This is a genomic window from Agrobacterium sp. 5Ca39 (genome assembly GCF_055382365.1).
Window position 1 is genome coordinate 1258827 of record NZ_AP026437.1, and the last position, 24688, is coordinate 1283514.

Annotated in this window: 24 protein-coding genes; 10 read left to right on the forward strand and 14 right to left on the reverse strand. The window is 59.9% G+C overall.

Translation table 11 applies throughout. From position 1 onward, the window contains the following. Positions 1 to 52 precede the first annotated feature (52 nt). The 11 genes from ACZ47E_RS19485 to ACZ47E_RS19535 form a co-directional block, all read right to left on the reverse strand. A complete protein-coding gene (locus tag ACZ47E_RS19485; protein WP_004444880.1) occupies positions 53 to 1342 on the reverse strand; it encodes an ABC transporter substrate-binding protein in 1290 nt (429 codons plus the stop codon). Positions 1343 to 1372: 30 nt separating this feature from the next. Further along, entirely contained in the window at positions 1373 to 2458 is a 1086-nt protein-coding gene (locus tag ACZ47E_RS19490; protein ID WP_278067547.1) for an ABC transporter ATP-binding protein, read from the reverse strand. 284 nt (positions 2459 to 2742) lie between these two features. Then, positions 2743 to 3468 (reverse strand): amino acid ABC transporter ATP-binding protein, encoded by a 726-nt coding sequence (locus ACZ47E_RS19495; RefSeq protein ID WP_006700492.1) that lies wholly within the window; start codon positions 3466 to 3468, stop codon positions 2743 to 2745. Continuing rightward, the gene (locus ACZ47E_RS19500; RefSeq protein WP_022562609.1) at positions 3446 to 4105 is read right to left on the reverse strand and encodes an amino acid ABC transporter permease; all 660 of its coding nucleotides are present in this window, start codon (positions 4103 to 4105) and stop codon (positions 3446 to 3448) included. The genes ACZ47E_RS19495 and ACZ47E_RS19500 overlap by 23 nt, the downstream gene beginning before the upstream one ends. After that, positions 4102 to 4773 carry an amino acid ABC transporter permease gene (locus tag ACZ47E_RS19505; RefSeq protein ID WP_034496560.1) on the reverse strand — a complete coding sequence of 224 codons (672 nt, stop codon included), beginning with the start codon at positions 4771 to 4773 and terminating at the stop codon, positions 4102 to 4104. The genes ACZ47E_RS19500 and ACZ47E_RS19505 overlap by 4 nt, the downstream gene beginning before the upstream one ends. 69 nt (positions 4774 to 4842) lie before the next feature. After that, on the reverse strand, positions 4843 to 5628 hold the full coding sequence (locus ACZ47E_RS19510) for a transporter substrate-binding domain-containing protein (RefSeq protein ID WP_107339627.1): 786 nt from the start codon (positions 5626 to 5628) through the stop codon (positions 4843 to 4845). Continuing rightward, positions 5625 to 6377 carry a GntR family transcriptional regulator gene (locus tag ACZ47E_RS19515; RefSeq protein WP_006700489.1) on the reverse strand — a complete coding sequence of 251 codons (753 nt, stop codon included), beginning with the start codon at positions 6375 to 6377 and terminating at the stop codon, positions 5625 to 5627. The genes ACZ47E_RS19510 and ACZ47E_RS19515 overlap by 4 nt, the downstream gene beginning before the upstream one ends. Before the next feature lie 167 nt (positions 6378 to 6544). Next, complete coding sequence (locus tag ACZ47E_RS19520; RefSeq protein ID WP_044459291.1) at positions 6545 to 7528, reverse strand: 3'-5' exonuclease; 984 nt, start codon at positions 7526 to 7528, stop codon at positions 6545 to 6547. A gap of 194 nt (positions 7529 to 7722) precedes the next feature. Beyond that, entirely contained in the window at positions 7723 to 8136 is a 414-nt protein-coding gene (locus ACZ47E_RS19525) for a hypothetical protein (protein ID WP_072492944.1), read from the reverse strand. A 142-nt stretch (positions 8137 to 8278) separates the two neighbouring features. Then, the gene (locus tag ACZ47E_RS19530) at positions 8279 to 9190 is read right to left on the reverse strand and encodes a lytic transglycosylase domain-containing protein (protein ID WP_045531732.1); all 912 of its coding nucleotides are present in this window, start codon (positions 9188 to 9190) and stop codon (positions 8279 to 8281) included. Positions 9191 to 9357: 167 nt separating this feature from the next. Then, on the reverse strand, positions 9358 to 11139 hold the full coding sequence (locus tag ACZ47E_RS19535) for a methyl-accepting chemotaxis protein (protein ID WP_278067548.1): 1782 nt from the start codon (positions 11137 to 11139) through the stop codon (positions 9358 to 9360). Positions 11140 to 11403: 264 nt separating this feature from the next. Between ACZ47E_RS19535 and ACZ47E_RS19540 the strand changes: the two genes are divergently transcribed. The 10 genes from ACZ47E_RS19540 to ACZ47E_RS19585 all read left to right on the forward strand — a co-directional run bounded on the left by ACZ47E_RS19540 (position 11404) and on the right by ACZ47E_RS19585 (position 21607). Continuing rightward, positions 11404 to 11994: a methyltransferase family protein gene (locus ACZ47E_RS19540; protein WP_278067549.1), complete on the forward strand. Its 591-nt coding sequence runs from the start codon at positions 11404 to 11406 to the stop codon at positions 11992 to 11994. A gap of 130 nt (positions 11995 to 12124) precedes the next feature. Beyond that, on the forward strand, positions 12125 to 12598 hold the full coding sequence (locus ACZ47E_RS19545; RefSeq protein WP_072492946.1) for a VOC family protein: 474 nt from the start codon (positions 12125 to 12127) through the stop codon (positions 12596 to 12598). 261 nt (positions 12599 to 12859) lie between these two features. Continuing rightward, complete coding sequence (locus tag ACZ47E_RS19550; RefSeq protein ID WP_278067550.1) at positions 12860 to 14203, forward strand: extracellular solute-binding protein; 1344 nt, start codon at positions 12860 to 12862, stop codon at positions 14201 to 14203. Positions 14204 to 14283: 80 nt separating this feature from the next. Beyond that, positions 14284 to 15174, forward strand: coding sequence for a carbohydrate ABC transporter permease (locus ACZ47E_RS19555; protein WP_004444905.1), 891 nt, complete (start codon positions 14284 to 14286; stop codon positions 15172 to 15174). 7 nt (positions 15175 to 15181) lie between these two features. Then, positions 15182 to 16066: an ABC transporter permease subunit gene (locus tag ACZ47E_RS19560; protein ID WP_004444907.1), complete on the forward strand. Its 885-nt coding sequence runs from the start codon at positions 15182 to 15184 to the stop codon at positions 16064 to 16066. Between the two features lie 33 nt (positions 16067 to 16099). Then, on the forward strand, positions 16100 to 17221 hold the full coding sequence (locus ACZ47E_RS19565; RefSeq protein WP_045531724.1) for a sn-glycerol-3-phosphate import ATP-binding protein UgpC: 1122 nt from the start codon (positions 16100 to 16102) through the stop codon (positions 17219 to 17221). Between the two features lie 316 nt (positions 17222 to 17537). Continuing rightward, complete coding sequence (locus ACZ47E_RS19570; protein WP_022562620.1) at positions 17538 to 18863, forward strand: LLM class flavin-dependent oxidoreductase; 1326 nt, start codon at positions 17538 to 17540, stop codon at positions 18861 to 18863. 151 nt (positions 18864 to 19014) lie between these two features. Beyond that, positions 19015 to 20010: an aliphatic sulfonate ABC transporter substrate-binding protein gene (locus tag ACZ47E_RS19575; RefSeq protein WP_034496579.1), complete on the forward strand. Its 996-nt coding sequence runs from the start codon at positions 19015 to 19017 to the stop codon at positions 20008 to 20010. Continuing rightward, positions 20007 to 20876, forward strand: a complete 870-nt coding sequence (locus ACZ47E_RS19580; protein WP_004444914.1) for an ABC transporter permease — start codon at positions 20007 to 20009, stop codon at positions 20874 to 20876. The genes ACZ47E_RS19575 and ACZ47E_RS19580 overlap by 4 nt, the downstream gene beginning before the upstream one ends. After that, positions 20873 to 21607, forward strand: coding sequence for an ABC transporter ATP-binding protein (locus ACZ47E_RS19585; RefSeq protein WP_004444916.1), 735 nt, complete (start codon positions 20873 to 20875; stop codon positions 21605 to 21607). Before ACZ47E_RS19580 ends, ACZ47E_RS19585 begins: the two co-directional genes overlap by 4 nt. 12 nt (positions 21608 to 21619) lie before the next feature. Here ACZ47E_RS19585 and ACZ47E_RS19590 read toward each other — a convergent pair whose 3' ends face one another. From ACZ47E_RS19590 to ACZ47E_RS19600, 3 genes are all read right to left on the reverse strand, one after another. After that, positions 21620 to 22447: a carbohydrate ABC transporter permease gene (locus ACZ47E_RS19590; protein ID WP_004444918.1), complete on the reverse strand. Its 828-nt coding sequence runs from the start codon at positions 22445 to 22447 to the stop codon at positions 21620 to 21622. Next, positions 22444 to 23328 carry a carbohydrate ABC transporter permease gene (locus tag ACZ47E_RS19595; RefSeq protein WP_464017134.1) on the reverse strand — a complete coding sequence of 295 codons (885 nt, stop codon included), beginning with the start codon at positions 23326 to 23328 and terminating at the stop codon, positions 22444 to 22446. The genes ACZ47E_RS19590 and ACZ47E_RS19595 overlap by 4 nt, the downstream gene beginning before the upstream one ends. A gap of 66 nt (positions 23329 to 23394) precedes the next feature. Further along, on the reverse strand, positions 23395 to 24669 hold the full coding sequence (locus ACZ47E_RS19600) for an extracellular solute-binding protein (RefSeq protein WP_022562625.1): 1275 nt from the start codon (positions 24667 to 24669) through the stop codon (positions 23395 to 23397). Between the last annotated feature and the right edge of the window lie 19 nt (positions 24670 to 24688).

The following is a 24688-nucleotide window of genomic DNA, read 5'->3' on the forward strand; positions in this document are numbered from 1 at the left end:
GGTGCCTGTCGCAATTGACCGGCGGCACTTGCCGCCGGTCGTCCTGAAAGCATCACGCCGCGATGAATTCGTTCCAGCGGCGGACCATGTAGCGGTCTTCGTCCATGACAGAGTTCCAGCACGCCACCTTGCCCATGCGCTCCTCGAAGGAACCGCCATCGCGCACGGCACCGGCCTTTTCCATGACCTTGCCGTCTGGCGCGATGATATCGCCCTGAGCCGCCTTGCCCTCGACCCAGTAACCCCACTCGTCGGCGGTCATGTGCTCCTTCGCCGTTTCCATGGCGGCGGAGTAATAACCCTGACGGTTGAGGTAGGCGCCGACCCAGCCCGAAGTGTACCAGTTGATATATTCATAGGCTGCATCGAGCTTCGCACCGGACAGATGCTTGGCGAGACCGAGACCGCCGCCCCAGGAGCGATAGCCTTCCTTCAGCGGCTGGTATTTACAGGCGATGCCCTTCGAGCGGACCGCGGCAACGGCCGGTGACCACATGGACTGGATGATGACTTCGCCCGAGGCCATGAGGTTGACGCTTTCGTCGAAGCTCTTCCAGAAGGCGCGGAACTGGCCGTCTTTCTTGGCCTTGATGAGGAAATCGATGGTCTTGTCGATTTCCGCCTTCGTCATGTTGCCCTTGTCGGCATATTTGATGTTGCCCATGGCTTCCATGATCATCGCCGCGTCCATGATGCCGATGGACGGGATGTTGAGGATGGAGGTCTTGCCCTTGAACTTGGGGTCCATGATATCGGCCCAGCTGGTGATATCGCGGCCGACGAGATCGGGGCGGATGCCGAGCGTATCGGCATTGTAGATGGTCGGAACCATGGTGAAATAATCGGTCTCACCCTTGGCAAATGTCTTGTCGCCGGGCTTCTCGACGTAACCGACCGTGTGCGGCGCAGTGCCCTGCGCGACCACGCTGTCAGGCTTCAGCTTGCCGTTTTTGAACAGCGGCACGATCTTGTCGTAATATTTGAGCTTCTTGATTTCCATCGGCTGGATGACGCCGGCCGGATAGACCTTCTTCAGGATCCAGTATTCGATATCGGCGATATCGTAGGAGTTCGGCTGGGTGACAGCGCGCTGGGCAGCGGCGTCGGAATCCGTCGCCGTCATCTCAAGCGTGATGCCGAGGTCCGCCTTGCACTTTTCGGCGATGGCGTTGAGGTTGGAGACGCCGGTGCCGAACTGGCGGATGGTGATGGGGTTCTGCGCCCAGATGGTCGGGAAGCCGGTGATGAGGCCGGAGCCGATCGCCGCACCCGTGGCAGCCGCGCCCGCTTTCAGGAGGCCGCGGCGGGACAGGCCCTTCTTGCTGCTGGTGGTATCGGTCATTGCAAAGTTCTCCTCTGGTTATTTTTGGGGTCACTTCTCTACCCGGCCGAGCACGATGGCATCGGCCGCATTCCATGAAAGCGGTATGGCGTCGCCGGTCCTGACCGGGTTTTCGAAAAAGGCGGCGTCTCTGAGGATGACGTTGAAATCCTCCATGCCGGCGCCGGTCACGGCGATCTTCACGGTGGCGCCGCGATACTCGACATTGGAGACGATGCCCGTAAAACCGAGACCGGGTTGATCGGTCTCACCCACACGCACCCGATCGGTGCGAACGGCGATATCGACCGCCCCGTCATCCGGCGCCGCGCCTGTCGCGGTAAATGTGCCGCCGCCTGCGACTTCAAGCGTCACCAGCTCGCCGGACCTTTCCCTGAATCGTCCGGAAATGACATTGTGGTCGCCCATGAAACGGGCGACGAAAGCGGTCGCCGGTCGCTCGAAAACCTCACGCGGGGTCGCGGCCTGCTCGATGCGGCCGTCATTCATGACGACGATGATATCGGCCAGTGCCATCGCCTCTTCCTGACTGTGGGTGACGTGGACGAAGGTGATGCCGAGTGAAGTCTGCAGCTTCTTCAGCTCTGCGCGCATGCGGATCTTGAGGAAGGGATCGAGCGCCGAAAGCGGCTCGTCCAGCAACAGCGCCTCGGGATCGGTAATGAGTGCGCGCGCCAGCGCCACGCGCTGCTGCTGCCCGCCGGAAAGCTGGGCCGGGCGGCGGCCGGCATAAGGCTCGAGCTGCATCAGGCGCAGCATGTCCAGCGCCTTTGTGCGCCGGGTCTCCCTGTCCACGCCCTTCATCTTGAGGCTGAAGGCGACATTGTCGACGAGATCGAGATGCGGAAACAGCGCATAGGACTGGAACATCATCGCCGTGCCGCGCCGGGCGGGCGGCAGATCGGTCACGACGGTGTTGCCAAGCCTGACATCGCCGCTGGAAATGCTCTCGTGACCAGCGATCATCCTGAGCGTCGAGGTCTTGCCGCAGCCCGACGGGCCGAGCAGGCAGCAGTAGCTCCCGGGCGGTATCTTCAGGCTTATCGCATGGACGGCGGTGGTGTTGCCGTAAATCTTGGATACGGAAGCGATGTCAATTGCGGCGGCTTTGCTCATAAACACTCTCCTGCGACACTTCTATCCATGCAGGAGGCGTGCCAATCGGCTTTCTCATTGATGCAAAAGGATATTTTCGAAGGAAAGAAACACCGAGCGGGAAGAGTGCCCAAATTTACAGCGATTGTTTTCGATGCGATGGAAAAATTGTATGCAATCTTGACGACTAATTGATTACGCGTCGCTGGTCCACATGACGCATGAACGCGCAAGTCGCAGCGCGAAGCCTGCGGCGCACGGGCCACTGCGCACGCCGTTCTGCAGGCGTGCGCAGCCATGGAATGTTAGAGCACACCGAGGAACTGCCTGAGTTCCGGTGTGCGGGGGTTAGCGAAAACTTCTTCCGGCGGGCCGATCTCGTGTACCCGTCCCTGATGCATGAAGACGACGCGCGAGCAGACGTCACGGGCGAACTTCATTTCATGCGTCACCATCAAAAGTGTCATGCCCTCCCTGGCAAGCTCACGCACGACAGCGAGCACCTCCGACACCAGTTCCGGGTCAAGCGCGGACGTGATTTCATCACACAGAAGCGCGATGGGCTGCATGGCAAGCGCGCGGGCGATGGCCACGCGCTGCTGCTGACCGCCGGAGAGCTGGTCCGGATAAGCGTCGAACTTGTGCGCCAGACCGACACGCTCCAGCATCCTGCGCGCCATCGCCTCCGCCTCGGGCGCCGCCAGCTTCTTCACAACCATCTGCGATAGCATCACATTGCCGCCGGCAGTCAGATGCGGAAAGAGATTGAACTGCTGGAAAATCATGCCCACCTTTAATCTGAGGGCCTTCAGATGCAGCTCGTCATCAAGCAGCTGGGCGCCCGCCACCTGAATGGAGCCGCTGCTGATCGTCTCAAGACCGTTGATACAGCGTAGCAGCGTCGATTTTCCCGAACCGCTTTTCCCGATGATCGCGATCACCTCTCCGGGCTCGACATCCAGGTTGATGCCCTTCAGCACTTCGTTGTCGCCAAAGCTCTTGTGGACTTCAGTGATTTCGATGAGCGACATTGAGCTTCCTTTCGAGAAACTGGCTGGATTTCGACAGCGGCCAGCAGAGGGCGAAATAGATGAGCGCCACCAGCCCGTATACCGTGAAAGGCTGGAAGGTCGCGTTGGTGACGATCGTGCCGGCCTTGGACAGTTCGACGAAACCGATAATGGAGGTGAGCGCGGTGCCCTTGATGACCTGGACGGAAAAACCGACTGTCGGTGGAATGGCGATCTTCATCGCCTGGGGCAGGATGACGTAACGCATCTGCTGAAGGCGGCCCATGGCAAGGCTTGCCGAGGCTTCCCATTGCCCCTTTGCGATCGACTCTACACAACCGCGCCAGATTTCCGCCAGAAACGCAGCAGTCCACAGGATGAGCGCCACGCCTGCGGCAAGCCATGCTGGAACATCGATTCCGAAGAGGCCGAGGCCGAAAAAGGCGATGAAAAGCTGCATCAGGAGCGGCGTGCCCTGAAAGACTTCGATATAGATGCGCGCAAGACGGCTCAAGGCCGGACGCGGACTGATGCGCAGCCACAGAAGCGCGAGGCCGACCAGGCCTCCGCCAGCGAAGGAAACCAGCGACAGCAGCAGCGTCCAGCGCGTGGCAAGCAACAGGTTGCGCAGAATATCCCAGAAGGTGAATTCCATCATCGCGCCAGCCTCCGCGGAAAAAGGAAGCCGCCCAGCGCCAGCATGCCCTGCCGCAGCAGGATCGCGAGCAGCAGGTAGATCACCGTCGAAACAATATAGGCCTCGAAGGCGCGGAAGGTGCGCGACTGGATGAAGTTGGCCGCAAACGTCAGGTCTTCCACCGCGATCTGCGAGACAACCGCCGACCCGAGCATGACGATGACAACCTGCGACGTGAGCGCTGGCCAGATGCGCTGCAGCGATGGCCGGAGCACCACGTGGCGGAAGGTTTCGAAGCGCGTCATCGCAAGGCTTGCCCCCGCCTCGAACTGGCCTTTCGGTGTTGCCTGGATGCCGGCGCGAATGATCTCGCAGCTATAGGCGCCGAGATTGACGATCATCGCCAGATTGGCGGCGGTCAGCTCCGAAAGCTTGAAACCAAGCGACGGCAGGCCGAAAAAGATAAAAAACAGCTGGATGAGGAAAGGCGTATTGCGGATGAGTTCGACGTAACCGCCGACGATGGGCCTTAGCCAGGAGGGGCCAAGCGCACGGGCCCAGGCGCAGGCGGTGCCGAGCGACACGCCGATGACGCCGCCCACCAGCGTCAGCTGGCTGGTGATGGCAATACCCTTGGCAATCTGCGGCCAATATTCGCCGAGCCACAGGAAATCAAATTGATAGCTCAAGAAAAGTCCCCTTGCGCCGGTGGTGAGAAAGCCGTCCCGGGGAACCGGGACGACGGGGATATGTGACGATCAGAGATCGGCCGGCAGATCCTGCCCGAGCCATTTGGTGGCGATGGCATTCAGCGAACCGTCCGCCTTGGCCGCGGCGATAGTCGCATTGACCTTTTCCAGCAGAGCCGTCTCATTTTTGTTGAGGCCGATGTAGCAGGGCGAATTCTTGATCAGGAATTTCATTTCCGGCCGCTTCGGCGGGTTCTTCGCCAGAATGGCGGCGGCGACCACATTGCCGGTTGCGACAACCTCCGCCTGACCGGACAGGAAGGCGGAAATGGTGCCATTATTGTCCTCATAGCGCTTGATGGTGGCGTCCGCGGGCGCAACCTTCGTCAGCTCGAGGTCTTCGACCGAACCGCGCGTCACGGCAACGGTCTTGCCCTTCAGGTCCTCGGCTTTGGAGAGGGAAACGTCCTGCGGACCGAACACGCCGTTGAAAAAAGGAGCATAGGCGGTCGAAAAATCGATGACCTTCTCGCGTTCGGCGTTCTTGCCGAGGCTGGAGATCACCAGATCGACCTTGTTGGTCTGCAGATAGGGAACGCGGTTGGCGCTGGTGACCGGCACCAGCTCCACCTTCACGCCCAGCTTGTCGGCGATCAACTTCGCGACGTCGATGTCATAACCCTGCGGGGTCATGTCGGCCCCGACACTGCCAAAGGGTGGAAAATCCTGCGGCACGGCGACGCGCAGCGTGCCGCGTGCGGCAATGTCGGCAAGGGCGTCCGCCTTTGCGGGCGCGGAAAGTCCGAAGGCGGCAGCCATGGCGGCGGCGGCGATGAAGGTCCGTCTGAATATCATGGGTCATTCTCCTTGTGCTGGTTCTGTTGCTCGGTTTTTTTGTCGGTATCGCCGCGGTTATGTTCCGGAAGGGCGAGCGAGTGGCGAAGACCGGCGAGCGGGTCAGGTCGCCGGGTGAGATCGAGGCCGGTTTCCACCTCGTCCAGATGTTCGATTGAAAGCTCCGCCGCCCTCGCGAAATCGCCGGCTGCCATCGCCTCGAATATCCGGCAATGTCCCTGATGCGACTGCAGCGCATGGAATTCCGACTGGTAAAGCATGGAAATGAGGATCGTGCGGGCCGTCAGGTCGCGCAGCAGTTCAACGAGGACGGCATTACCGCAAAGCTCGGCGATCCTGATGTGAAAATCGCCCATGAGGCAGGTCAGTCGCTGCCGGTCGCCCGCGGCTATGGCGACTTTCTCTTCCTGGAGATGCGCCAGGAGGACGCCGCGCCCTTCTTCGGTAAGGGTCCGCATACTGCGCACTAACCCGGATTCGATGATCCGGCGCGCTTCATAGATTGTCATCGCCTCCTCGGCAGACGGCTCGACCACGAACCAGCCCCGCCTCGCACTAACGTGCACGATTCCCCGGGTTTCCAGCCGCATCATCGCCTCGCGTACCCGGGTGCGCGATACGGAGAAAAGACCTGCGAGCTGGTTTTCGCTGAGCCGTGTGCCCGGCCGGATACGCGCCGACAAAATGCCGGATACGATGGCCTCTTCAATGTTTATCTGACGATCCTGCCTGGTATGTAAATCTTGCATACAAGACAGAAAGCAAAGCCCGTGCCAGACGGATTCCCCACTTTAAATCGCGGGGAAAATGACATGAGCTCAAAATTTGAGCAACCTGTCCAGCGCACACGAAAGAAGCAGCCTGTTAACAGGACAGATTTTCATCACTAGATCAAAACGCCCGCAGGCGATTAACCCTACCCGGCCTTGAACCGGTCGAAAGCCGTGAGATATTTGACCGTAGGGTCGGCGTCCCAGCGATAGATTTCGGTGCGCAGAAAATGCAGCTCCTCCGCCAGCATCTCTTCCGGCAGCTCCGCCCACCAGGATTTCGGCCGGCCGTCCGAACCGTCCGACCAGCGATACCCCCGCTTTTTGAGGTGATCCTTCATATCGAAGGGGCTGTTCTCCGCGTAGATCCGGACGCGCGATCTACGGCTAGCCGCGTGAAGCTCCATGAAGGGCGTCATGCCTTCCTGGCCGGGCCGGTTCTGCTCGAGCACCTCCAGAAGCGCGAAGCAATCATCAACCGCGCGATGGCCATCATGGAAATAACCGGACTGACCGATCAGATAACCCAGCTTGTTGCCCTCAAATCCACGCACCCGCCAGTCGATTTCGGAAACGGAGCAGGCCCAGGCCTTCTCATTGAATATGGGCGAGAAGGCTTCACAGAAGGGACGGTCGAAGCCGGCATTGTGGGCAATGATCAGATCGGCATCGCCGACGAGAGAAGCCAGCCGCTCCATGTCGATCGCCTGCCCCGCAACCATGTCATCGGTGATCCCTGTCAGCCGGGTGATCTCCGCCGGTATGGCGACGTTGGGCTGCCGCAGTCCGCCGTAAATGCCGGTGACGTCGCCAATGGCGCCCTGATCGTCGAACGTGAAGGCGATGACGCCGATCTCGATTATTTCGTCCGTCCGGTGGTTCAGACCCGTGGTTTCGGTGTCGAGGATCACACCCCGGCGGGAAAATTCCGGCCTTGGCCGTTCCACGACCTGACGCGGCATGAGCTTGCGCAGAACGCGGTAATTGCCGGTGGATTCGAGATAGCCCGCCAGCCCCTCGTCATCCATCGCGACCCTCTGCACCGCTCCGCGTCCCGGCATTTTTCGCCCCCGTTCGGTCTCGGGAAGCCGCGCGGCCGCGGAAGCGAAAAAGTCCAACTGGGAGGTCATGAGGTGCCTGTCCGCCTTGCCCGGAAATCGAAAATCAGTACTCCAACATATGCGTAGAGGCTCACGGTAACAACAGCAGACGCTCTCATCCACAGAAAGGCGGCGCCAATCCGTTAACGAAAGACGCGCACGGTTTCAGGCTTCGGAAAAAACCGCCGTCATCTGTAAATCTGCGGCGATCTCAACCACGGCGGTCAGGGAGCCGGACGCCCCAGGACAGTCTCGCAGCTTGCCGGATCGCCGATGATCTCGCTCGTGGTGATGATGGAAGCCGCGTCCGCGGTGATCTTGATGATGCAATCGCGGCGATGTTGCTTGATTTTCATGCCCTCGGTCTGCGAGACCTGCGCCTGCCCGTCGACGGTCCGGTATTCGCGCCGGTTGCTGAGCCCGGCATAGGTCTCGACATCCACTTTCAGCCAGTAGGATTCGGTTGCGCCCTTTTCGATGATGACCTTGTTGGGGCGGCCAAGCCGGGCGATCGCCGCCTCCCGCGGCTGCCCTATAAAACCGGCCACAGTGCGGGTGATTTCCGTCTGCCCGGTGCTGGTGCACGCCACGGCCATGGTCAGCATCGCTGCCAGCGCTCCGGTTTCAAGCAATCTCATGTGCAATTCATCCCCTCGTCACACGCCACCGGCCCGCGGGTTGCGGTCGCCGCCGGCCGCAAATCTAGGAGCGATCATCTCACACTGAAAGGAGGAGCGGCTTATAGGCCGATCAACTTGTCATGATCAGCCGCGGCCCCCGCTAGCGGTTGCGGAATACGGTGCAGGGAACACCCGCCCCGCGGATTTCACCACAAAGCGCATTGGCTTCGGCTCTGGTCTCGCGGCCGATGCGCGCGGCGTAACGCGGGCGCGAACCGAAATTGCCACCCCTTTGCCGCACGATCAGTGCGCGCTCGGCATTGAGAGGCCCCGACAATTGGCCTATGGCACGGGTAAAGAGCCGGTTCGCCACCGTCGGATTGTAATGGGCGGCAAGCTGCACACCCCATGGCGCCCAGTCGGCCGACGATATCAGGACGGGATCGTTGATCGTGCGTGTGTCGGCAAGCCGCAGGCAGGCGTCGATGAAGGGCCGGCTGTCGTCCAGCGCCGGCGCGGCCTTATCCGGTGGATTGTCTTTCCAGCTTTCCACTGGGTACCCGGTGATTGCAAAGACATAATCGCGCGTTTCCACCGGCAGGCGACCTGTCGCGATAAAACCGCGCAGCCCCGCCTCGCCGGCATTATAGGCTGCGGCTGCGAGACCGAAATTGCCGAAGCGCAGCTTCAGCTCCGACAGATAGCGTGACGACGCCTCCAGCGCAGCAATGATGTTGAAACTGTTGTCCAGACCACGCAGCCTCGCCGTTCCCGGCATGAACTGGGCAATGCCTTCCGCCCCCTTCGGGCTCACCGCATCGGCCCGGAACAGGCTCTCCCGCCAGATCAGCCTGGCGAAATAATCCGGCGGAACGGCATGCCGCGCGGCGAGAACCTCGATGGCGTGGCAAAGGTCCCTGTTGTAGCTCTGGGGACTGATGCACAATTCGGGCGCCACATCGTGGGCATGGGCGCAGGATGCCTTGCCCTCAGCCGGCGTTTCGGCCTGCGCCGGCCCCAGAAACGCCGCCAGCCAGCAGAGAACGAGCACGACCCTGCCTGTTGATGTCATCCCTGCCAAACGAAAGTCCCCGTAATCTTCAGGCGCGCTGCGCCGATTATCCGACAATCGCGACGATATGCCTATACCCCGCACTTGCATGGATCGATTTCGGTTTCAGACGTTTCAAGGCCCCCCATGCCAAGGCCCGCAGGGGTGGAAGGGAACCGGAGATGCGTCTAGAAGTCCTGCCATTCCTCATGCGCGACAGCCGCGCTCGATGCGCCACGCACGCCCGACGGGCGGGATAGCGGGTGGCGCGGCGCAGCGGCACCGCGCTGGCCGGACCCGCTGCGCGTAGAGGCCGCATGACGCGCAGTCTCCTCGAACCGGAACTGGCCTAGGAGCTCGAACAGGGCCGCGGCCTCCCGCGCGAGGCTGTGGCTTGCGGCCGTCTGCTCCTCCACCATCGCGGCGTTCTGCTGGGTAGCCTGATCCACGCTGTTGACCGCCTGATTGATTTCGGCAAGCGCCGTGGACTGTTCGCGGGCCGCATCCACGATCGCCGCCACATTGGTATTGATGTCGCGGACCTGCTCTGCGATTTCCTGCAGCGCCGAACCCGCCCTGGTGACGAGGCCGACGCCGTTTTCCACCTGCTTGCCCGAAGCGTTGATCAGGTTCTTGATTTCCTTTGCGGCCGTCGCCGAGCGCTGCGCAAGCTCGCGCACCTCCTGCGCGACAACGGCAAAGCCCTTGCCTGCCTCGCCTGCACGGGCCGCTTCCACGCCCGCATTGAGCGCCAGAAGGTTGGTCTGGAAAGCAATTTCGTCGATCACGCCGATGATGCTCGAGATTTCCCGCGATGATTTTTCAATCTGATCCATGGCGCCTATGGCATCGCGCACCACCTGGCCTGAATGTTCGGCATGGTCGCGGGCACGGGCAACGATCCTGCCGGCTTCTTCCGCCCGACGGCTTGAGTCACTGACTGCGGTGGTGACCTCTTCAAGCGCGGCTGCGGTCTCCTCTATCGAAGCCGCCTGCTGCTCCGTCCGTCTGGCAAGATCATCTGCCGCGGATCGTATTTCATTCGACCCGGAAGAAATGGCGCCGGCATTTTCAGACACCCGCGTCATGGCCCGCTTGAGCTTTTCCGAAGCCGCGTTGAAATCCGTGCGCAGCCGTTCAAGCGAGGGAATGAAAGGCATGTCGATGCTCTGGGCAAGATCGCCTTCGGCAAGGTCTGTAAGACACTGCGCCAGCTTTTCGACATTCTCGACACGGCCAGTCACATCGGTCGCGAATTTGACGACCTTGAACACTTTCCCATTCAGATCGAAAATCGGATTATACGAAGCCTGGATGAAGACCTTGCGGCCGCCCTTGCCAAGACGCATGAATTCATCCGCCACCAGATCGCCGCCGGCGAGCCTTTCCCAGAACTGCCTGTAGGCCGGTGACTGTGTATAGGCCGGCTCGCAGAACATGGAATGATGCCGGCCCTGCACTTCCGCCAGAGAATAGCCCAGCGCCGTCAGAAAATTCTCGTTGGCGGTCAGGATTTCGCCGTTCGGCGAGAATTCGATGATGGCCTGCGCCCGGGAAAGGGCGTCGATCTTGCCGGCGTCTTCCGCCGCCTTCAGCTTGCGAGCGGTGATGTCTGTAGCGATCTTCACCACCTTCACCGGCTTGCCGCGGCGAAACACGGGGTTATAGGAAGCCTCGATCCAGACCTCCCTGCCGCCCTTGCCGATGCGCTTATACTGCTGCTGATCGAACTGACCGGCAGCAAGTTTTGCCCAGAAGCCCTTGTAATCCGCCGAAGCCACGACGGCGGGTTCGACGAACATGCTGTGATGCCTGCCGAGGATTTCCGAAAGTTCGTAACCCAGAGCCCGACAGAAATTCTCATTGGCGGCAAGAATCTTTCCCGAAAGGTCGAATTCTATGATGGCCTGGGATTTGGAAAGCGCGGCGAGAACCGCGAAAGCATTGGCACCACGATCAAGAACACTCAAGCGCGTTTCTCCGATGAAACGGGACGTTTCTATCCAAAATTATTCACGCATATTATAATTTCAGTATTAATTGATATTTAATGATAATTTTATTTTCGTTCGATGCGCGTGCGTACTCCAGCGAAATTTCCATTCATTGGTTCGTTTTTTGAAATTTCACACCCGTCCCCGTAGTCGAAGACACGACGATGCAATAGTTCCATTGATACATTTGTTCCGAGTCGGGAGCCCGCTTCCGGCTTGGGCAATATATTTGGGGGAGACATGATTGATCTTGTGGCAGTGCTTGCGGTGTGGACCTATATCGGCGGTTTCTTATGGCTGACGGCCCGGCTGGCGAAGCGCACGGGCGAACCGGTCTGGCTTTTTGCCAAGGGTCGCGAAAGGCAAACCGTTCCCGCCACGCTTTTCCGTGTCGCGTTTCTTCTCGGCGCGCTTCTGCCGCTTTTCACCCTCTGGCTGGAACCGCAAGGGGCCGGTTGGCTGCTGGACCGACACTATACCGGCGCAGCCATCCGCTTCGCTGGGGTGGTTATGGCGCTGGCGGGAAGTGCGCTCGCGCTCTACGCGCAGCATTACATGGGCAAATCGTGGCGCATCGGCGCGGCCGAAGGCCATCTCGGAACCATCGTGGATACCGGGCCTTTCAGCATGTCAAGAAACCCGGTCTTCGTCGGGCAGATTGTGCTGTTTACGGGATTGGTTCTGGTGTTCACCTCCGTTCTGCAGCTAACCGTCGCCATCGTCCTCATCATCGCGGTGATGCTGCAGGTCAACATTGAAGAGCGCGTGCTGACAAAGGAACTTGGCCCGGCCTATGTTGCCTATCGCCGCAAGGTGAGACGCTGGCTTTGACACTGGTCACCATAGCGTTTTCGGAACGTTTTCGCTGCGGCTGCATTTTATGCCGGATGAGGAGCCGTCAATCTGCCCATGAGTTACCCGCCGGCAAGGGGGATGCCGTCAACCTCGGAGGACCATACCCATGCGAAAGAACATGATCTGTATCTGGTACGACAAGGACGCAGAGGCAGCAGCCCGTTTTTATGCCGACACGTTTCCCGATAGCGAGGTTATAAAAGTGTATCACGCGCCGGGCGACTATCCCTCCGGCAAGCAGGGGGACGTCCTCATGGTGCAGTTCACTGTCGCAGGCGTAACCTGCATCGGCCTCAATGGTGGGCCGCAATTCAAGCACAGCGAAGCTTTCTCGTTCCAGATATCGACTGAAGATCAGGAGGAAACCGACCGCTACTGGAACGCCATCGTTGGCAATGGCGGCCAGGAAAGCGCCTGCGGCTGGTGCAAGGACAAATGGGGCATCTCCTGGCAGATCACGCCGCGCGTGCTGATGGATGCCATGGCTGCCGGCGGGGCAGAAGCCAGACGAGCCTTCACGGCGATGATGGATATGAAGAAAATCGACGTCGCCGCCATCGAAGCCGCACGCCGGGGTTGATGGAGATAGACGGTTCAGCATCAGGTAGCGGAACGCCCGCTTTCCACGTAAATAACTGACGTCTAAATAGAAATACATGCATTGCGCTTCCAGCGATCGTATTTCGCCGCGCCAACGATGCTGCGCCGCAAGTCATCATAAAACGTTCAACAAAATGTAAGCTATCCGTCAAATACGACTGTTAGCAGAGCCCGTGGCTTCGTGCTCAGGACATGACGTCCCTGCCGATCAGGCCATCATTCCATCAACGGGGCTCAACTCATGAAACCTTCCGCTCTGACCTCTTTCATGGCCGGCGTTGCCATTGCCGCCGCCTTCGGCGCCACGGCTGCCCACGCTGAAAAGACCAAGTTCGAATTCTGGTACGGCCTTTCCGGCGATCTTGGCGAACGCGTTCAGGACACCTGCAAGAAGTTCAACGAATCCCAGGCTGAATTCGAGATCGTCTGCACGTCTCAGAACGATTACGACGCCACGCTGCAGAACACCATCGCCGCTTACCGCGCCAAGAAGCAGCCGGCGATCACCCAGATTTACGACGCCGGCACGCTGGACATGATGCTGTCCAAGGCTTTCGTTCCCGCGAAAAAGCTGATGGCTGACAATGGCTACAAGATCGACTGGGACAATTATTTCCCCGGCATTGCCAATTATTATGCAACGGCTGCGGGCGAGCTGAACTCCTTCCCCTACAATTCATCCACCGCTGTCTTCTATTACAATGTCGATGCGTTCGAAAAAGCCGGCATCACCTTCAAGCCCGATACATGGGAACAGGTTGAAGAGGCCGCGAAGAAGCTGAAAGCCGCCGGCTTCGAATGCCCGCTCGCCTTCAACTTCGACACCTGGATGCTGATGGAACAGTTCTCCGCCATCCATAACCAGCCGATCGCCACCAAAGGCAACGGCTATCAGGGCCTCGACGCGGAACTGACGATCAACAAGACCAAGTTCGTCGACCATGTGAAATTCTTCAAAAAGATGCAGGACGAGACGCTATTCGTCGTCAAGACGAAGCAGCTCGGCATGGACATCCTGCCCGCATTCACCTCGCAGACCTGCCAGATGTTCATGTCTTCGATTGCCGGGCACGGCACGGTGGGCAAGGGCATGCCTGAGGGCGTGAAGTGGGACGTGGCCATGCTGCCGGTCTGGAAGGGCACGCAGCGGCAGAACTCGCTCGTCGGTGGCGCTTCCCTGTGGGTCATGGCCGGCCGTCCGGAAGCGGAATACAAGGGCGCGGCAGCATTCCTCAACTTCATCGCCCAGCCGGAGATGGTTCAGTGGTGGTCCACGGTCACCGGTTACATCCCGGTCACCAAGACCGGCTTCGACGCCATGAAGGCCAACGGCTTCTACGACAAGGCACCCTATAAGGGTCGCGAAAAGGCAATTGAGAGCCTGACCTTCACGCCGCCTTCCGAATATACGCGCGGCATCCGTCTCGGCAACTTCACGCAGATCCGCAAGGAAGTCTCCACGGCACTCGAAGCCATCTTCATGCAGAATGCCGACGTTCAGGGGGAACTCGACAAGGCCGTCGAGCGCTCCAATGCCGGCCTGCGCCGCTTCGAAAAGACCTATGCCGGCGCCAAGCTGAACTAAGCTTCGCCGTTTTTCCAGAGGCTTGCCCGCGGGATCTCCCGGGCAAGCCCGTCCAGTTCTCCACTTTTGCCGGTTACTCAATGGAAAAGCGCGCCGTCTTCAAGAGCACGTGGTTGCCCGTGCTGTTCGCCCTGCCGCAGCTTCTGCTGATCTTTCTGTTCTTTTATTGGCCCGTGGCAGCGGTCATCAACTGGGCGTTCACACTTGAACCGCCCTTCGGCGGTGCGGCGGAATTCGTCGGGCTCGCCAATTTCAAGGAGACATTCTTCGATCCGCTTTACTGGCAATCGGTGCTCGTCAGCCTGATCTTCGCCGTCGCCGGTCCGTTCTTCACCATTCTCATCGGCCTTGTCCTTGCGCTTTGCGTGGATCGCGCCCTTCCCGGCTCCGGCTTCTTCCGGGTGCTCTACATTCTTCCTTACGCCATCGCCGGGCCTGCGGCGGGCATGGCTTTCCGTTTCATCCTCTCGCCGGAACGCGGGCTTGCCGCCTCGCTCAACGCCTGGTGGCCGGATTTCTGGAACCCGGCAAAATATGGCGAGCACGCGCTGATCCTCGTCATCGTCATCTTCATCTGGAAATGGGCGGGTTACACCTTCATCTTCCTGTTCGCCGGCCTGCAATCCGTGCCGCGCGCGCTGACGGAAGCAGCCGCCATGGATGGCTCCGGGCCCGTCCGCCGCGCCATCGACATTCAGGTGCCGCTGTTGGCACCGACCCTGTTCTTCCTGACCGTCATCATGATGACGGAGGGTTTCGTCGGCGCGGATACGTTCGGCATCGTCGCCTCCACCACCGAGGGCGGTCCCAACCGCGCCACCGAAGTGATGGTCTACCGCATCGTCAGCGAAGCGTTCGAGGGGCTGAACTATTCCGGCGCCTCGGCACAGAGCCTCGTCCTCATCGGCCTCATCATGATTTTCACCTTCATCCAGTTCCGCTTCGTCGAGCGGCAGGTCCATTACAAGTGAGGCGACGATGATCCAGCGCACCCCCTATGCCGACGCCCTGACCTACGGGCTGATGATTGCCGGTTTTCTTCTGCTCATCGGTCCCCTGCTCGTCGTGATCGCCGGCGCTAGCCAGTCTGTCGTTCAGGTCAACAGCATCCCGTTCAGCTTTCTGCCACAGGGCGAATTCCTCACCAATGCCCAAACCGCCTGGCAACGCGCCAATCTCGGCAACGCCCTTCTCAACAGCATGATCATGGCCACGCTGGTCACGATCGGCAAGGTGGCCCTTTCGGCCTTTACCGCCTTTGCCATCGTGTTCTTCCGCTCGCCGCTGAAGCACCTCTTCTTCTGGACGGTGTTCATCACCCTCATGCTGCCGCTGGAAGTGCGCGTGGTGCCGACCTATTCGGTAGCCGCGGATATTTTCCAGCCTTTCCGCTCCATCCTCGGATGGTTCGGAATTGAGGTCTCAGTGGAGTGGAACCTCCTGAATTCCTATGTCGGCCTCACCCTGCCGCTGGTCGCAACCGCCACCGGCACCTTTCTATACCGCCAGTTCTTCATGACCATCCCCGACGAACTGGCTGAAGCGGCGCGCATGGACGGATCGGGGCCAATCCGCTTCTTCGTGGAAATGCTCTTGCCGCTCTCCCGAACCAACATGGCGGCGCTCACCACCATCATGTTCGTTTATGCCTGGAACCAGTATCTCTGGCCGTTATTGATGGTCACCGATCCTTCCTACAAGACGGTGATGATGTCGCTGCGCGCCCTTCTGCCCGCCGAAGACGGCACGCCGGACTGGAACGTGACACTGGCCGGCTCCCTCATCATCATCACACCGCCGCTTCTCGTTGTCGCCTTCCTGCAACGCTGGTTCGTCCGCGGTCTCGTTTCGTCCGAAAAGTGACGGCGCGCGGCTTTTAACAACAAGGTTCCCATCATGGCTCAGATCGATATCCGCCAGCTCCGCAAATCCTATGGCAAGACCCCCACGCTGCATGGCGTGGATCTCACTTTCGGCTCCGGCGAATTCGTCGTCATCCTCGGTCCCTCCGGCTGCGGCAAGTCCACCCTTCTGCGCATGATCGCCGGGTTGGAGGACATCACCTCCGGCGAGATCGCGATTGGCGGACGCGTGGTCAACAGGCTCGAGCCGCGTGAGCGCGGATGCGCCATGGTATTTCAGAACTACGCGCTCTATCCGCACATGACCGTCGCCGGCAATATCGGCTACGCGCTGAAAGTCGCTGGCGTCGCCAAGGCCGAGCGCCAGCGCCGGATCGAGGAAACGGCGAAGATTGTCGGCCTTTCCGATTATCTGGAACGCAAGCCGGCTGCGCTTTCCGGCGGCCAGCGCCAGCGTGTGGCCATGGCCCGCGCAATCATTCGGGAGCCGCAGGTCTTCCTGTTCGATGAGCCGCTCTCCAATCTCGACGCCAAGCTGCGTGTCACCATGCGCGCCGAAATCCGCAAGCTGCACCAGCGCCTGTCCGCCACCTCCGTCTTCGTCACCCACGACCAGGTGGAAGCCATGACGCTGGCCGACCGGCTGGTCGTGATGAACAGGGGCATCGTCGAACAGGTCGGTCATCCCCTCGATATCTATCATCGTCCCGCCAGCACCTTTGTTGCATCCTTCATCGGTTCGCCGGCCATGAACCTGTTCACCACCCGGGTTGAAGTGGAATCCCACGCCGTCATGCTGGCCGGCACGCCGGTGAAACTCTTTCCCGAAACCGCACTGGAGCTGCGCGGCCGCGATGTAACGGTCGGCATCCGCCCGGAGCAATGCCTCGTCAGCGCGGATGGCGAGGGCGTGCCGGCCATCGTCGATTTCGTCGAAGAACTGGGATCGGGCCGCATCGTACACGCCGAGATTGCCGGCGAAACATTCTCCGCTGCCATAGGCGAGGACCTGGCCGTGAAGCCCGGCCAGCGCATCCATCTCGGCCTGCCGGCCGCGCAGTTGCACTTCTTCGATCCGGCTACCGGCAAGCGTATCGAAACGGAAAGCGCCATTGAGACCCGCCGCACGGGCAACGAGGCGCTTCTGGCAGTCTGAACGCGGACGGCGCCGAAAGAGAGGTCCGGTGGCAGGCCGCCTGCCGGACCTTCACACGACGCGGCCCCGTCACGACGATACGAAGTTGCAGACACATCAACCGCCCGCGACAACCGGTCGGCAGCGACGGTTGCATCGTCGCAAACGCGATCCCGGGAAAAATCTTTCGGTTTGTAAATCATAATCGGAATAGTCTTTGCCGCGCCAACTCCCTGACGGGGATATCGTCGCCGCAAGCAAGAAGCGGGCTTGCGCCCGCCAGCGGATGCGACAGCGAGCCGTCCGCGCCGAAACACCGACAAGAGAGTGAAACCCAATGGCAAATGATCGCAAACTGCATCTCGGCGCCTTTATGAGGCCCGTTAGCCTCCACACGGGCGCATGGCGTTATCCCGGCGCCTTTCCTGACGCCAATTTCAATTTCGCCCATCTGGCGCGTTTCGCGCAGCAGCTCGAAGCTGCGAAATTCGACGCATTTTTCATGGCCGATCATCTCGCCGTCCTGAACATGCCCACGGAGGCACTGCGCCGCAGCCATACCGTTACTTCCTTCGAGCCCTTCACGCTTCTTTCCGCCCTGGCCGCCGTCACCCAGCGCATCGGTCTCGTCGCCACCGCGTCCACCACGTTCGACGAGCCCTATCACGTGGCCCGGCGTTTTGCCTCTCTCGATCACCTCAGCAATGGCCGCGCCGGCTGGAACATCGTCACAACCTCGAACCCGGACGCCGCCCGGAATTTCGGCCGAGATGATCAACCCGACCACGCCGAGCGCTATGGCCGCGCGCGGGAATTCTATGACGTCGTCACCGGGCTGTGGGATTCATTTTCGGATGATGCCTTCATTCGGGATGTCGATAGCGGACTGTTCTTCGACCCTGAAAAAATGCATGTGCTGAACCACAGGGGCCCCGAATTTTCGGTGCGCGGACCGCTCAATATCGCCCGCCCGGTGCAGGGCTGGCCGGTCATCGTTCAGGCCGGCGCATCCGAACCCGGACGCCAGCTCGCCGCCGAAACCGCTGAGGTGGTCTTTGCGGCCACACCCACCCTTGCAGCCGGCAAGGCCTTTTACAAGGACGTAAAGGACAGGACGGTCGCCGCCGGACGGTCGCGTGATGGCATCGTCATTCTGCCTGGCGCGTTCGTTCTTGTCGGCGATACGGTCGAGGAGGCAAAAGCCAAGCGCGCCAGGCTCGACAGCCTCGTCCACTATGAAAGCGCGATAGCATCGCTGTCGATCGCGCTGGGTCACGATGTGTCCGGTTTCGATCCCGACGCCCCGCTGCCCGACATTCCGGAAACGAATGCGAGCAAATCCAGCCGCGAAAGAGTGATAGAACTTGCCAGAAGCGAAGGGTTGACCGTGCGTCAACTCGCGCAGCGGCTGGGCGGCTATGCGGGGCTCGCCTTCGTCGGCACGCCGAAAACCATCGCCGACGAGATGGAACAATGGCTGCATGAGGAAGGCTCGGACGGCTTCAACGTCACCTTCCCCTTCCTGCCCGCCGGCCTTGACGATTTCACCACGCTGGTCGTGCCGGAACTGCAAAAGCGCGGACTGTTCCGAACGGACTATGAGGGTCCGACATTGCGCGATCATCTCGGACTGCACCGCCCGGTCAACCGCTTCTTTGCTTGATAACGGGATGTCGCGCCGATCCCTCCGGGATTAGGGAGATTTTCCACGCCGCTTTCGAAGTTTGGCATGGGGTTCCAGAGGTGCGTATTGACCACAAAAACCCCTGCCTTTAGCCTTTATGTATATAAAATCCATAAAATAGGTGAATTAAATGAAGGCCGAACATTCCCGCCGCCATATCCTCAAGCTCGGTATTGCTGGCGCGCTTGCCGCGCCGCTTGCAACTCGCGGTGCGCTGGCACAGAGCACGCCGGAATTTCCGGCAGAGCTGAAGCTGGACTGGGGATTTTATTCGTCCCATACGCTGCTGATAAAGAACAAGGGCTGGCTTGAGGAAGCGTTCAAGGATGTCGGCACCAAGATCACCTGGGTACAATCGCGCGGCAGCAACAACTCGCTGGAGTTCCTCAAGGTCGGCTCGACCGATTTCGCCGGTTCCGCGGCGCTTTCGGCCTTTCTTGCCCGCGCCAATGGCGTGCCGCTGAAAGTCATCTATGTAGCGAGCTGGGGCGGTTCGTCCATCATTCAGGTGCGTCCGGATTCGCCGGTAAAGACGGTGGCCGATCTCAAGGGCAAGACCATTGCCGTCACCAAGGGCACGGCTCCCTATTTCACCCTTGTCCGCGCGCTTGCTCAACACAAGCTGTCAGTCGATGATCTCAAGGTTGTAAACCTGCAGCACCCCGAGGGGTTCAACGCGCTGCAGCAGGGACAGGTGGATGCCTGGGTCGGTATCGATCCGCACACCTCCCAGGCCGAGCTTGCCGGCGACAGGGCAATTTTCGATGAGCGTAGCTGGCGCGACGGCAGTGTCTTCAGCGTATCGGAGACGTTCCTGGCAAAACATCCGCGCGCGGTAGAGCGTCTGCTCGGCGTGTGGGTGCAGACGCAGAAATGGATCCGCGAGAATAACGGCGAATTCATCGATTTCGTCACGAAGGTCACGGGCAACGACCCCAAGATCACGGAACTTACCATCAACAAGCGTGACTGGAACGACCCCGTCCCGGGTGAAGAACTGCTGAATTCGATCCGTATCGTTACCCCGCTGCTTGGCGACGACGTCCTGCGTCCGGGCGTCAATGTCGACAATGTTCTTGCGTCATTGATAGACCCGGCTCCGGCGAAAAAGGTGCTGGGCGCATGAATTCCCATCCGCGCGAATTTCAGCGCGTGAGACAGCCATCCAGACAGTCTCCTTCCCGATCGACGCTTGTGCAAAAGGTGGGGGCTTTCTTCACACGGTTCGACCTGCGCGGTGCGATCGTGCCGGTCGGGTCTTTGCTGCTGCTCGAGCTTTTTGTTCGCATGGGCTGGGTGAGCCCTTATGTGCTGCCGCCGCCGTCGGAACTCTACGATACGTTTCTGCGGCTTGCTGAAGGACCTCTCTGGACCAATGTCGCGGCAAGCACCGCCCGCGTTTTCGTCGGCTTCGTCATCGGCTCGGTGCTTGCGGTCATCGTTGGATCGCTGGTCGGGCTGGTCGTTGCCGCCGAGCGTTATCTGGAGCCCACGTTTCAGGCCCTGCGCGCGGTTCCGAGCCTCGCCTGGGTGCCGCTGCTGATGATCTGGTTCGGCATCGGCGAAACCTCTAAAATCGTCCTGATCGCCAAGAGCGCGTTTTTCCCGGTCTATCTCAACCTGTTCTCCGGCATCCGCAATGTGGATCGCAAACTTGTGGAAGTGGGCGAAATGTATCGCCAGCCCCTGCCCGTACTGGTCTGGCGAATTTTTATCCCGGCCTCCCTGCCTCATCTTTTCACCGGTCTGCGTTACGGGCTGTCCCTCGCCTGGCTGAGCGTCGTGGCAGCCGAGCTTCTGGCCGCATCCGAAGGGATCGGCTACATGCTTTCCGACGGGCGGGAACTGTCCCGTCCCGATCTGGTGATGATCGCCATCATCTGCCTTGCGGTGCTCGGCAAGATTTCCGACAGCCTGTTCAAGATCGTCGAGGAACGCTGCCTGCGGTGGCGCGATACCTATCCCCTGCAGGAAGGAGGGCGGTTGCGATGAGCCTGCTTCAGGTTGACGTGCGCGAAAAGGCCTTTGGCGATACCGTTGTCCTTCAGGACATTCATCTGGGGCTCGGTGATGGCGAAGCGGCGGTTCTTCTCGGGCCTAGCGGCTGCGGAAAGAGCACGCTGCTGCGCATCGCCGCAGGTCTGGACAGGCGATTTGCCGGCGCAGTGACGATCAACACGGCGGAAGAAGACGGTGCGACGGACACGCCGCCGATCGCCTTCGTCTTTCAGGAACCCCGCCTGATGCCCTGGCTGACGGTTGCCGAAAATATCGGCTATGCGGCCGGCAAGAAATTCGACGTGCAGCGGGTTGAAGGGCTGATCAACGACGTAGGCCTCAGCGGCCACGGCGCGGCGCTGCCAAAGGCGCTTTCCGGCGGCATGGCGCAGCGTGTCGCCATCGCTCGGGCGCTCTATACGCAACCGCGTATCCTGCTGCTGGATGAACCCTTCAGCGCGGTCGATGCCTTCACGCGGATGAAGCTTCAGGACCTTGTTCTGAAGCTTGTCGAACAGCGCGGCATCTCATTCCTTCTCGTCACCCACGATATCGATGAAGCTCTCTATCTCGGCGACCGAATTTACATGATGGGTGCCCATGACGGTCGCATACAGGAGGAGATCGAGGTGGACGTGCCACGCCCCCGTGACCGGCGCTCACCTCGGCTGGCAACCCTCAAGAACGACGTGCTGACAGCCCTGCACAAGGCGCATGTCATCTGATCGTCCGCCCCCTCACCCTTTCACACCGGACGAGATCATGATGGCTTCCGTTACCCGCCGCTGGAAGATGACGTAGGCGATGATGACCGGCAGCGCGGCAAGCATGGCGATGGCCATCAGCCGTGCATAGGCAACGCCGAATGTGTCATTGACCTGGGTGATGCCGACCGGGATCGTCATCATGTTTTCCGAGGTAACGACGAGGAAGGGCCAGAAGAAGGCGTTCCAGACCGTGATGAATGTCACGATCGCCATGGCGGTCGTAATGCCCCAGTTCAGCGGCAGGTAGACCTTGAAAAGGATCGTATACTCACCGCCGCCATCCAGAACCACAGCCTCGCGCATCTCCTTCGGCACGCTGTCGAAGAACTGCTTGTAGACGATGATGACGATGGGCGTGATTAACTGCGGCAGGATGATGCCTGCCCAGGTGTTGATGAGGTTAAGGTTTTTCATCAGGATGAACTGCGTGACGACAAGCGTCTGCGCCGGCACCATGAAACTCGCCAGCACGATGCCATAGAGCAGGCGTCGGCCCGGAAACCGTATCTGCGAGAGGGCATAGGCGCACAACATCGAGATAAGAAGCACCGACACGGTAACGATCGCCGCCGTGCCGACCGAGTTGATATACCAGTTCATCAACTGCGTATTGAAGATGGCGTTCACATAGGCGCTCAGCCGGAACTCGTCGGGTATCAGCAAGGTGTTCCCTGCAACATTCTCATCCGAGCGAATGGAGGTGACGAAGGTCCAGTAGAGCGGAAATATCCATACCAGCGCCGCCGAGAAGGTCAGCACGGTCAGGATGATGTTTTCTAGTCTTCTGGTGAGGCTCATGAGTTCCTCCGGATGCGCAGCAACTGGAACTGGAGAATGGAAACGATGACGATCAGCAGGAACAGCACGGTGGCGACGGCAGAGGCATAACCGCCATTGTTGAGCTGGAAGGCTTCACGATAGACCTTTAGAAGCAGCACGAAGCTTGAGTTGAAAGGGCCGCCGCCGCTCAGGAGATAGATCTGGTCGAATATCTTCAGTTGCAGGATCAACTGAAGGGTCAGCACGAGGGCTGTCACGGGCCATAATAGCGGCCAGGTCACGCGCCAGAAGCGATGCCACGTCGTTGCGCCATCGAGCGAGGCGGCCTCATAAAGCTCGGCCGGAATGTTGCGAAGACCCGCGATGAATAGCAATACGTTGAAACCGTTGGTCCACCAGATGGTGACGACAGCGACCATCGGCATGACCCAATAGGGATTCTTGAAGACCGCGACCGGTTTTCCGGCAAACAGGGAAATTACCGGCTGAAGAATGCCGAACTGAAGATCGAGCATCCACGTCCAGATTTCCGTGACGACCGATACAGGCAAGACATAGGGCAAGAAAAACAGGCTCATCGCAACCGTCTGCCTGACGCCCGAGAGGCGGCTGACGGCGAGTGCTATCATCAGCGCGATGACGGTCGTCGGGACCACGGTTAGAAGCACAAAATAACCGTTGTTCTTCAGCGACGTGATAAACAGGCGGTCGCTCAGCAGCTTTGCGTAGTTTGCAAACCCGACCCAGTTTCCATCACCGATCAGGGGCGCATCGGTGAAACTCATGCGCACCATCTCGATCAGCGGATAAAGGAAGAAGGTGGCGAAGACCACGATGAACGGCGTCACCATCGACAGCGCGATCAGCGATTTCTTGCGCCGGTTTTCAATCATAGCCATGGACTGTCTCCGGGACTTCACGCATTGCAGGCGCCCTCCGGCCAGAGACCGGAGGGCCGGTTCCTGTCACTTCAGCTTGCTCTGCAGCTCTTCCTTGATCTGCTCCACCGCATCCGTGCCGCTCATGAAGCCCTGAATGGCCGGAGCGATGACGTTGAGCGCGGCATCATAGGCAGGCGAAGCGACACCCGTGATCGTCGTTTTCGGATCGAACACGGCAGCTTCCGCAAGTGACGCATAGGTGGCGTTCGGCTGCATCGCCTTGTAATCGCTGCCCTCGGTGATCGATTTATAGGCCGGGATATGGCCGGCATCGGCCCAGCTGATGGCGTGTTTTTCCATCCAGCCGATTACCTTCATCACCGCGGCGCGTTTTTCGCCGGAAACGGTCTTGTCACCCTGGTTGGGAATGGCAAAAGCGTGTGAATCCGCCCATGTGGCGCGTTTACCCATGAAGGGCGGAACCTCGACCGCGCTCCATTTGAAGCCCAGCTTGTTGTTCTTTTCCAGGTCCTTGTAGGTCGGCACTTCCCAGACGCCGTTCAGCTGGAAGGCGGATTTTCCGGCGGAGAAGAGCGCGACGGAAGCGGGATATTCCGCCTGCTCCGGCGCCCAGCCGTTTTCGCGCCATTTCGACATGGTATCGATAGCCTTGGCGGCCTTCTCCGCATTGTCGCCGGCCAGCACCTCGCCATTGGTGACGAGTTCACCACCCTGCTGCGAGAACAAGGTGTAAAAGACGCGCCAGACACCGGCTTCTCCGCCGGATTGATACGTGACCGGCGTTTCGACGCCTTTTTCCTTGGCCCAGGCCAGCGCCTTCTCGAAGTCGTCTATCGTCTTGATACCGGTCAGCTTGCCTTCGGCATCGATATAAGGCGAGCCTTTGAGAAGATCGGCATTGTAATAGAGAACCAGCGCGTGAATATCGAAAGGCACGGCATAAAGCTTGCCGTCATGGGTGGCCGCATCGAGCGGCGCACTGAAGAAATCGTCCTTCTTCAGTCCCGCATCCTCAAGATCCTTGTCGGTAATCTCGCTCAGCACCTTCTCCTGCAGCGCCAGCGGCGCACGGGACAGGTGATAGGTCATGACGTCAGGTCCTTCGCCGACGGCAGAAGCGGTCCGCACCTTGGTATAGAAGGGCACGCCCCATTCGAGCGTCGTTCCCTTCACCTGAATATCAGGATGTTCCTTGTTGAAGGCATCGATCAGCGCTTTCATGCGCACGCCGTCACCGCCGGACAGGAAGTCCCACCAGACGATATCCTGTCTGGCCAGCGCCGGCAGGGCGGTCAAACCCAGAACCGTGCCAACAAGCAATGTCTTGATCAGTCGCATCGTTCACTCCTCCCGTTTT

What these genes read in the sequence shown, in the direction of transcription:
- ACZ47E_RS19575 (WP_034496579.1), top strand. Translation starts at nt 19,015, where the DNA reads ATGAAGGCCGAACATTCCCGCCGCCATATCCTCAAGCTCGGTATTGCT.
- ACZ47E_RS19510 (WP_107339627.1), bottom strand. Translation starts at nt 5,628, where the DNA reads ATGATATTCAGACGGACCTTCATCGCCGCCGCCGCCATGGCTGCCGCC.
- ACZ47E_RS19485 (WP_004444880.1), bottom strand. Translation starts at nt 1,342, where the DNA reads ATGACCGATACCACCAGCAGCAAGAAGGGCCTGTCCCGCCGCGGCCTC.
- ACZ47E_RS19545 (WP_072492946.1), top strand. Translation starts at nt 12,125, where the DNA reads ATGCGAAAGAACATGATCTGTATCTGGTACGACAAGGACGCAGAGGCA.
- ACZ47E_RS19520 (WP_044459291.1), bottom strand. Translation starts at nt 7,528, where the DNA reads ATGACCTCCCAGTTGGACTTTTTCGCTTCCGCGGCCGCGCGGCTTCCC.
- ACZ47E_RS19560 (WP_004444907.1), top strand. Translation starts at nt 15,182, where the DNA reads ATGATCCAGCGCACCCCCTATGCCGACGCCCTGACCTACGGGCTGATG.
- ACZ47E_RS19600 (WP_022562625.1), bottom strand. Translation starts at nt 24,669, where the DNA reads ATGCGACTGATCAAGACATTGCTTGTTGGCACGGTTCTGGGTTTGACC.
- ACZ47E_RS19515 (WP_006700489.1), bottom strand. Translation starts at nt 6,377, where the DNA reads ATGCAAGATTTACATACCAGGCAGGATCGTCAGATAAACATTGAAGAG.
- ACZ47E_RS19555 (WP_004444905.1), top strand. Translation starts at nt 14,284, where the DNA reads ATGGAAAAGCGCGCCGTCTTCAAGAGCACGTGGTTGCCCGTGCTGTTC.
- ACZ47E_RS19585 (WP_004444916.1), top strand. Translation starts at nt 20,873, where the DNA reads ATGAGCCTGCTTCAGGTTGACGTGCGCGAAAAGGCCTTTGGCGATACC.
- ACZ47E_RS19590 (WP_004444918.1), bottom strand. Translation starts at nt 22,447, where the DNA reads ATGAGCCTCACCAGAAGACTAGAAAACATCATCCTGACCGTGCTGACC.
- ACZ47E_RS19550 (WP_278067550.1), top strand. Translation starts at nt 12,860, where the DNA reads ATGAAACCTTCCGCTCTGACCTCTTTCATGGCCGGCGTTGCCATTGCC.
- ACZ47E_RS19580 (WP_004444914.1), top strand. Translation starts at nt 20,007, where the DNA reads ATGAATTCCCATCCGCGCGAATTTCAGCGCGTGAGACAGCCATCCAGA.
- ACZ47E_RS19500 (WP_022562609.1), bottom strand. Translation starts at nt 4,105, where the DNA reads ATGATGGAATTCACCTTCTGGGATATTCTGCGCAACCTGTTGCTTGCC.
- ACZ47E_RS19495 (WP_006700492.1), bottom strand. Translation starts at nt 3,468, where the DNA reads ATGTCGCTCATCGAAATCACTGAAGTCCACAAGAGCTTTGGCGACAAC.
- ACZ47E_RS19540 (WP_278067549.1), top strand. Translation starts at nt 11,404, where the DNA reads ATGATTGATCTTGTGGCAGTGCTTGCGGTGTGGACCTATATCGGCGGT.
- ACZ47E_RS19490 (WP_278067547.1), bottom strand. Translation starts at nt 2,458, where the DNA reads ATGAGCAAAGCCGCCGCAATTGACATCGCTTCCGTATCCAAGATTTAC.
- ACZ47E_RS19565 (WP_045531724.1), top strand. Translation starts at nt 16,100, where the DNA reads ATGGCTCAGATCGATATCCGCCAGCTCCGCAAATCCTATGGCAAGACC.
- ACZ47E_RS19570 (WP_022562620.1), top strand. Translation starts at nt 17,538, where the DNA reads ATGGCAAATGATCGCAAACTGCATCTCGGCGCCTTTATGAGGCCCGTT.
- ACZ47E_RS19525 (WP_072492944.1), bottom strand. Translation starts at nt 8,136, where the DNA reads ATGAGATTGCTTGAAACCGGAGCGCTGGCAGCGATGCTGACCATGGCC.
- ACZ47E_RS19595 (WP_464017134.1), bottom strand. Translation starts at nt 23,328, where the DNA reads ATGGCTATGATTGAAAACCGGCGCAAGAAATCGCTGATCGCGCTGTCG.
- ACZ47E_RS19530 (WP_045531732.1), bottom strand. Translation starts at nt 9,190, where the DNA reads ATGACATCAACAGGCAGGGTCGTGCTCGTTCTCTGCTGGCTGGCGGCG.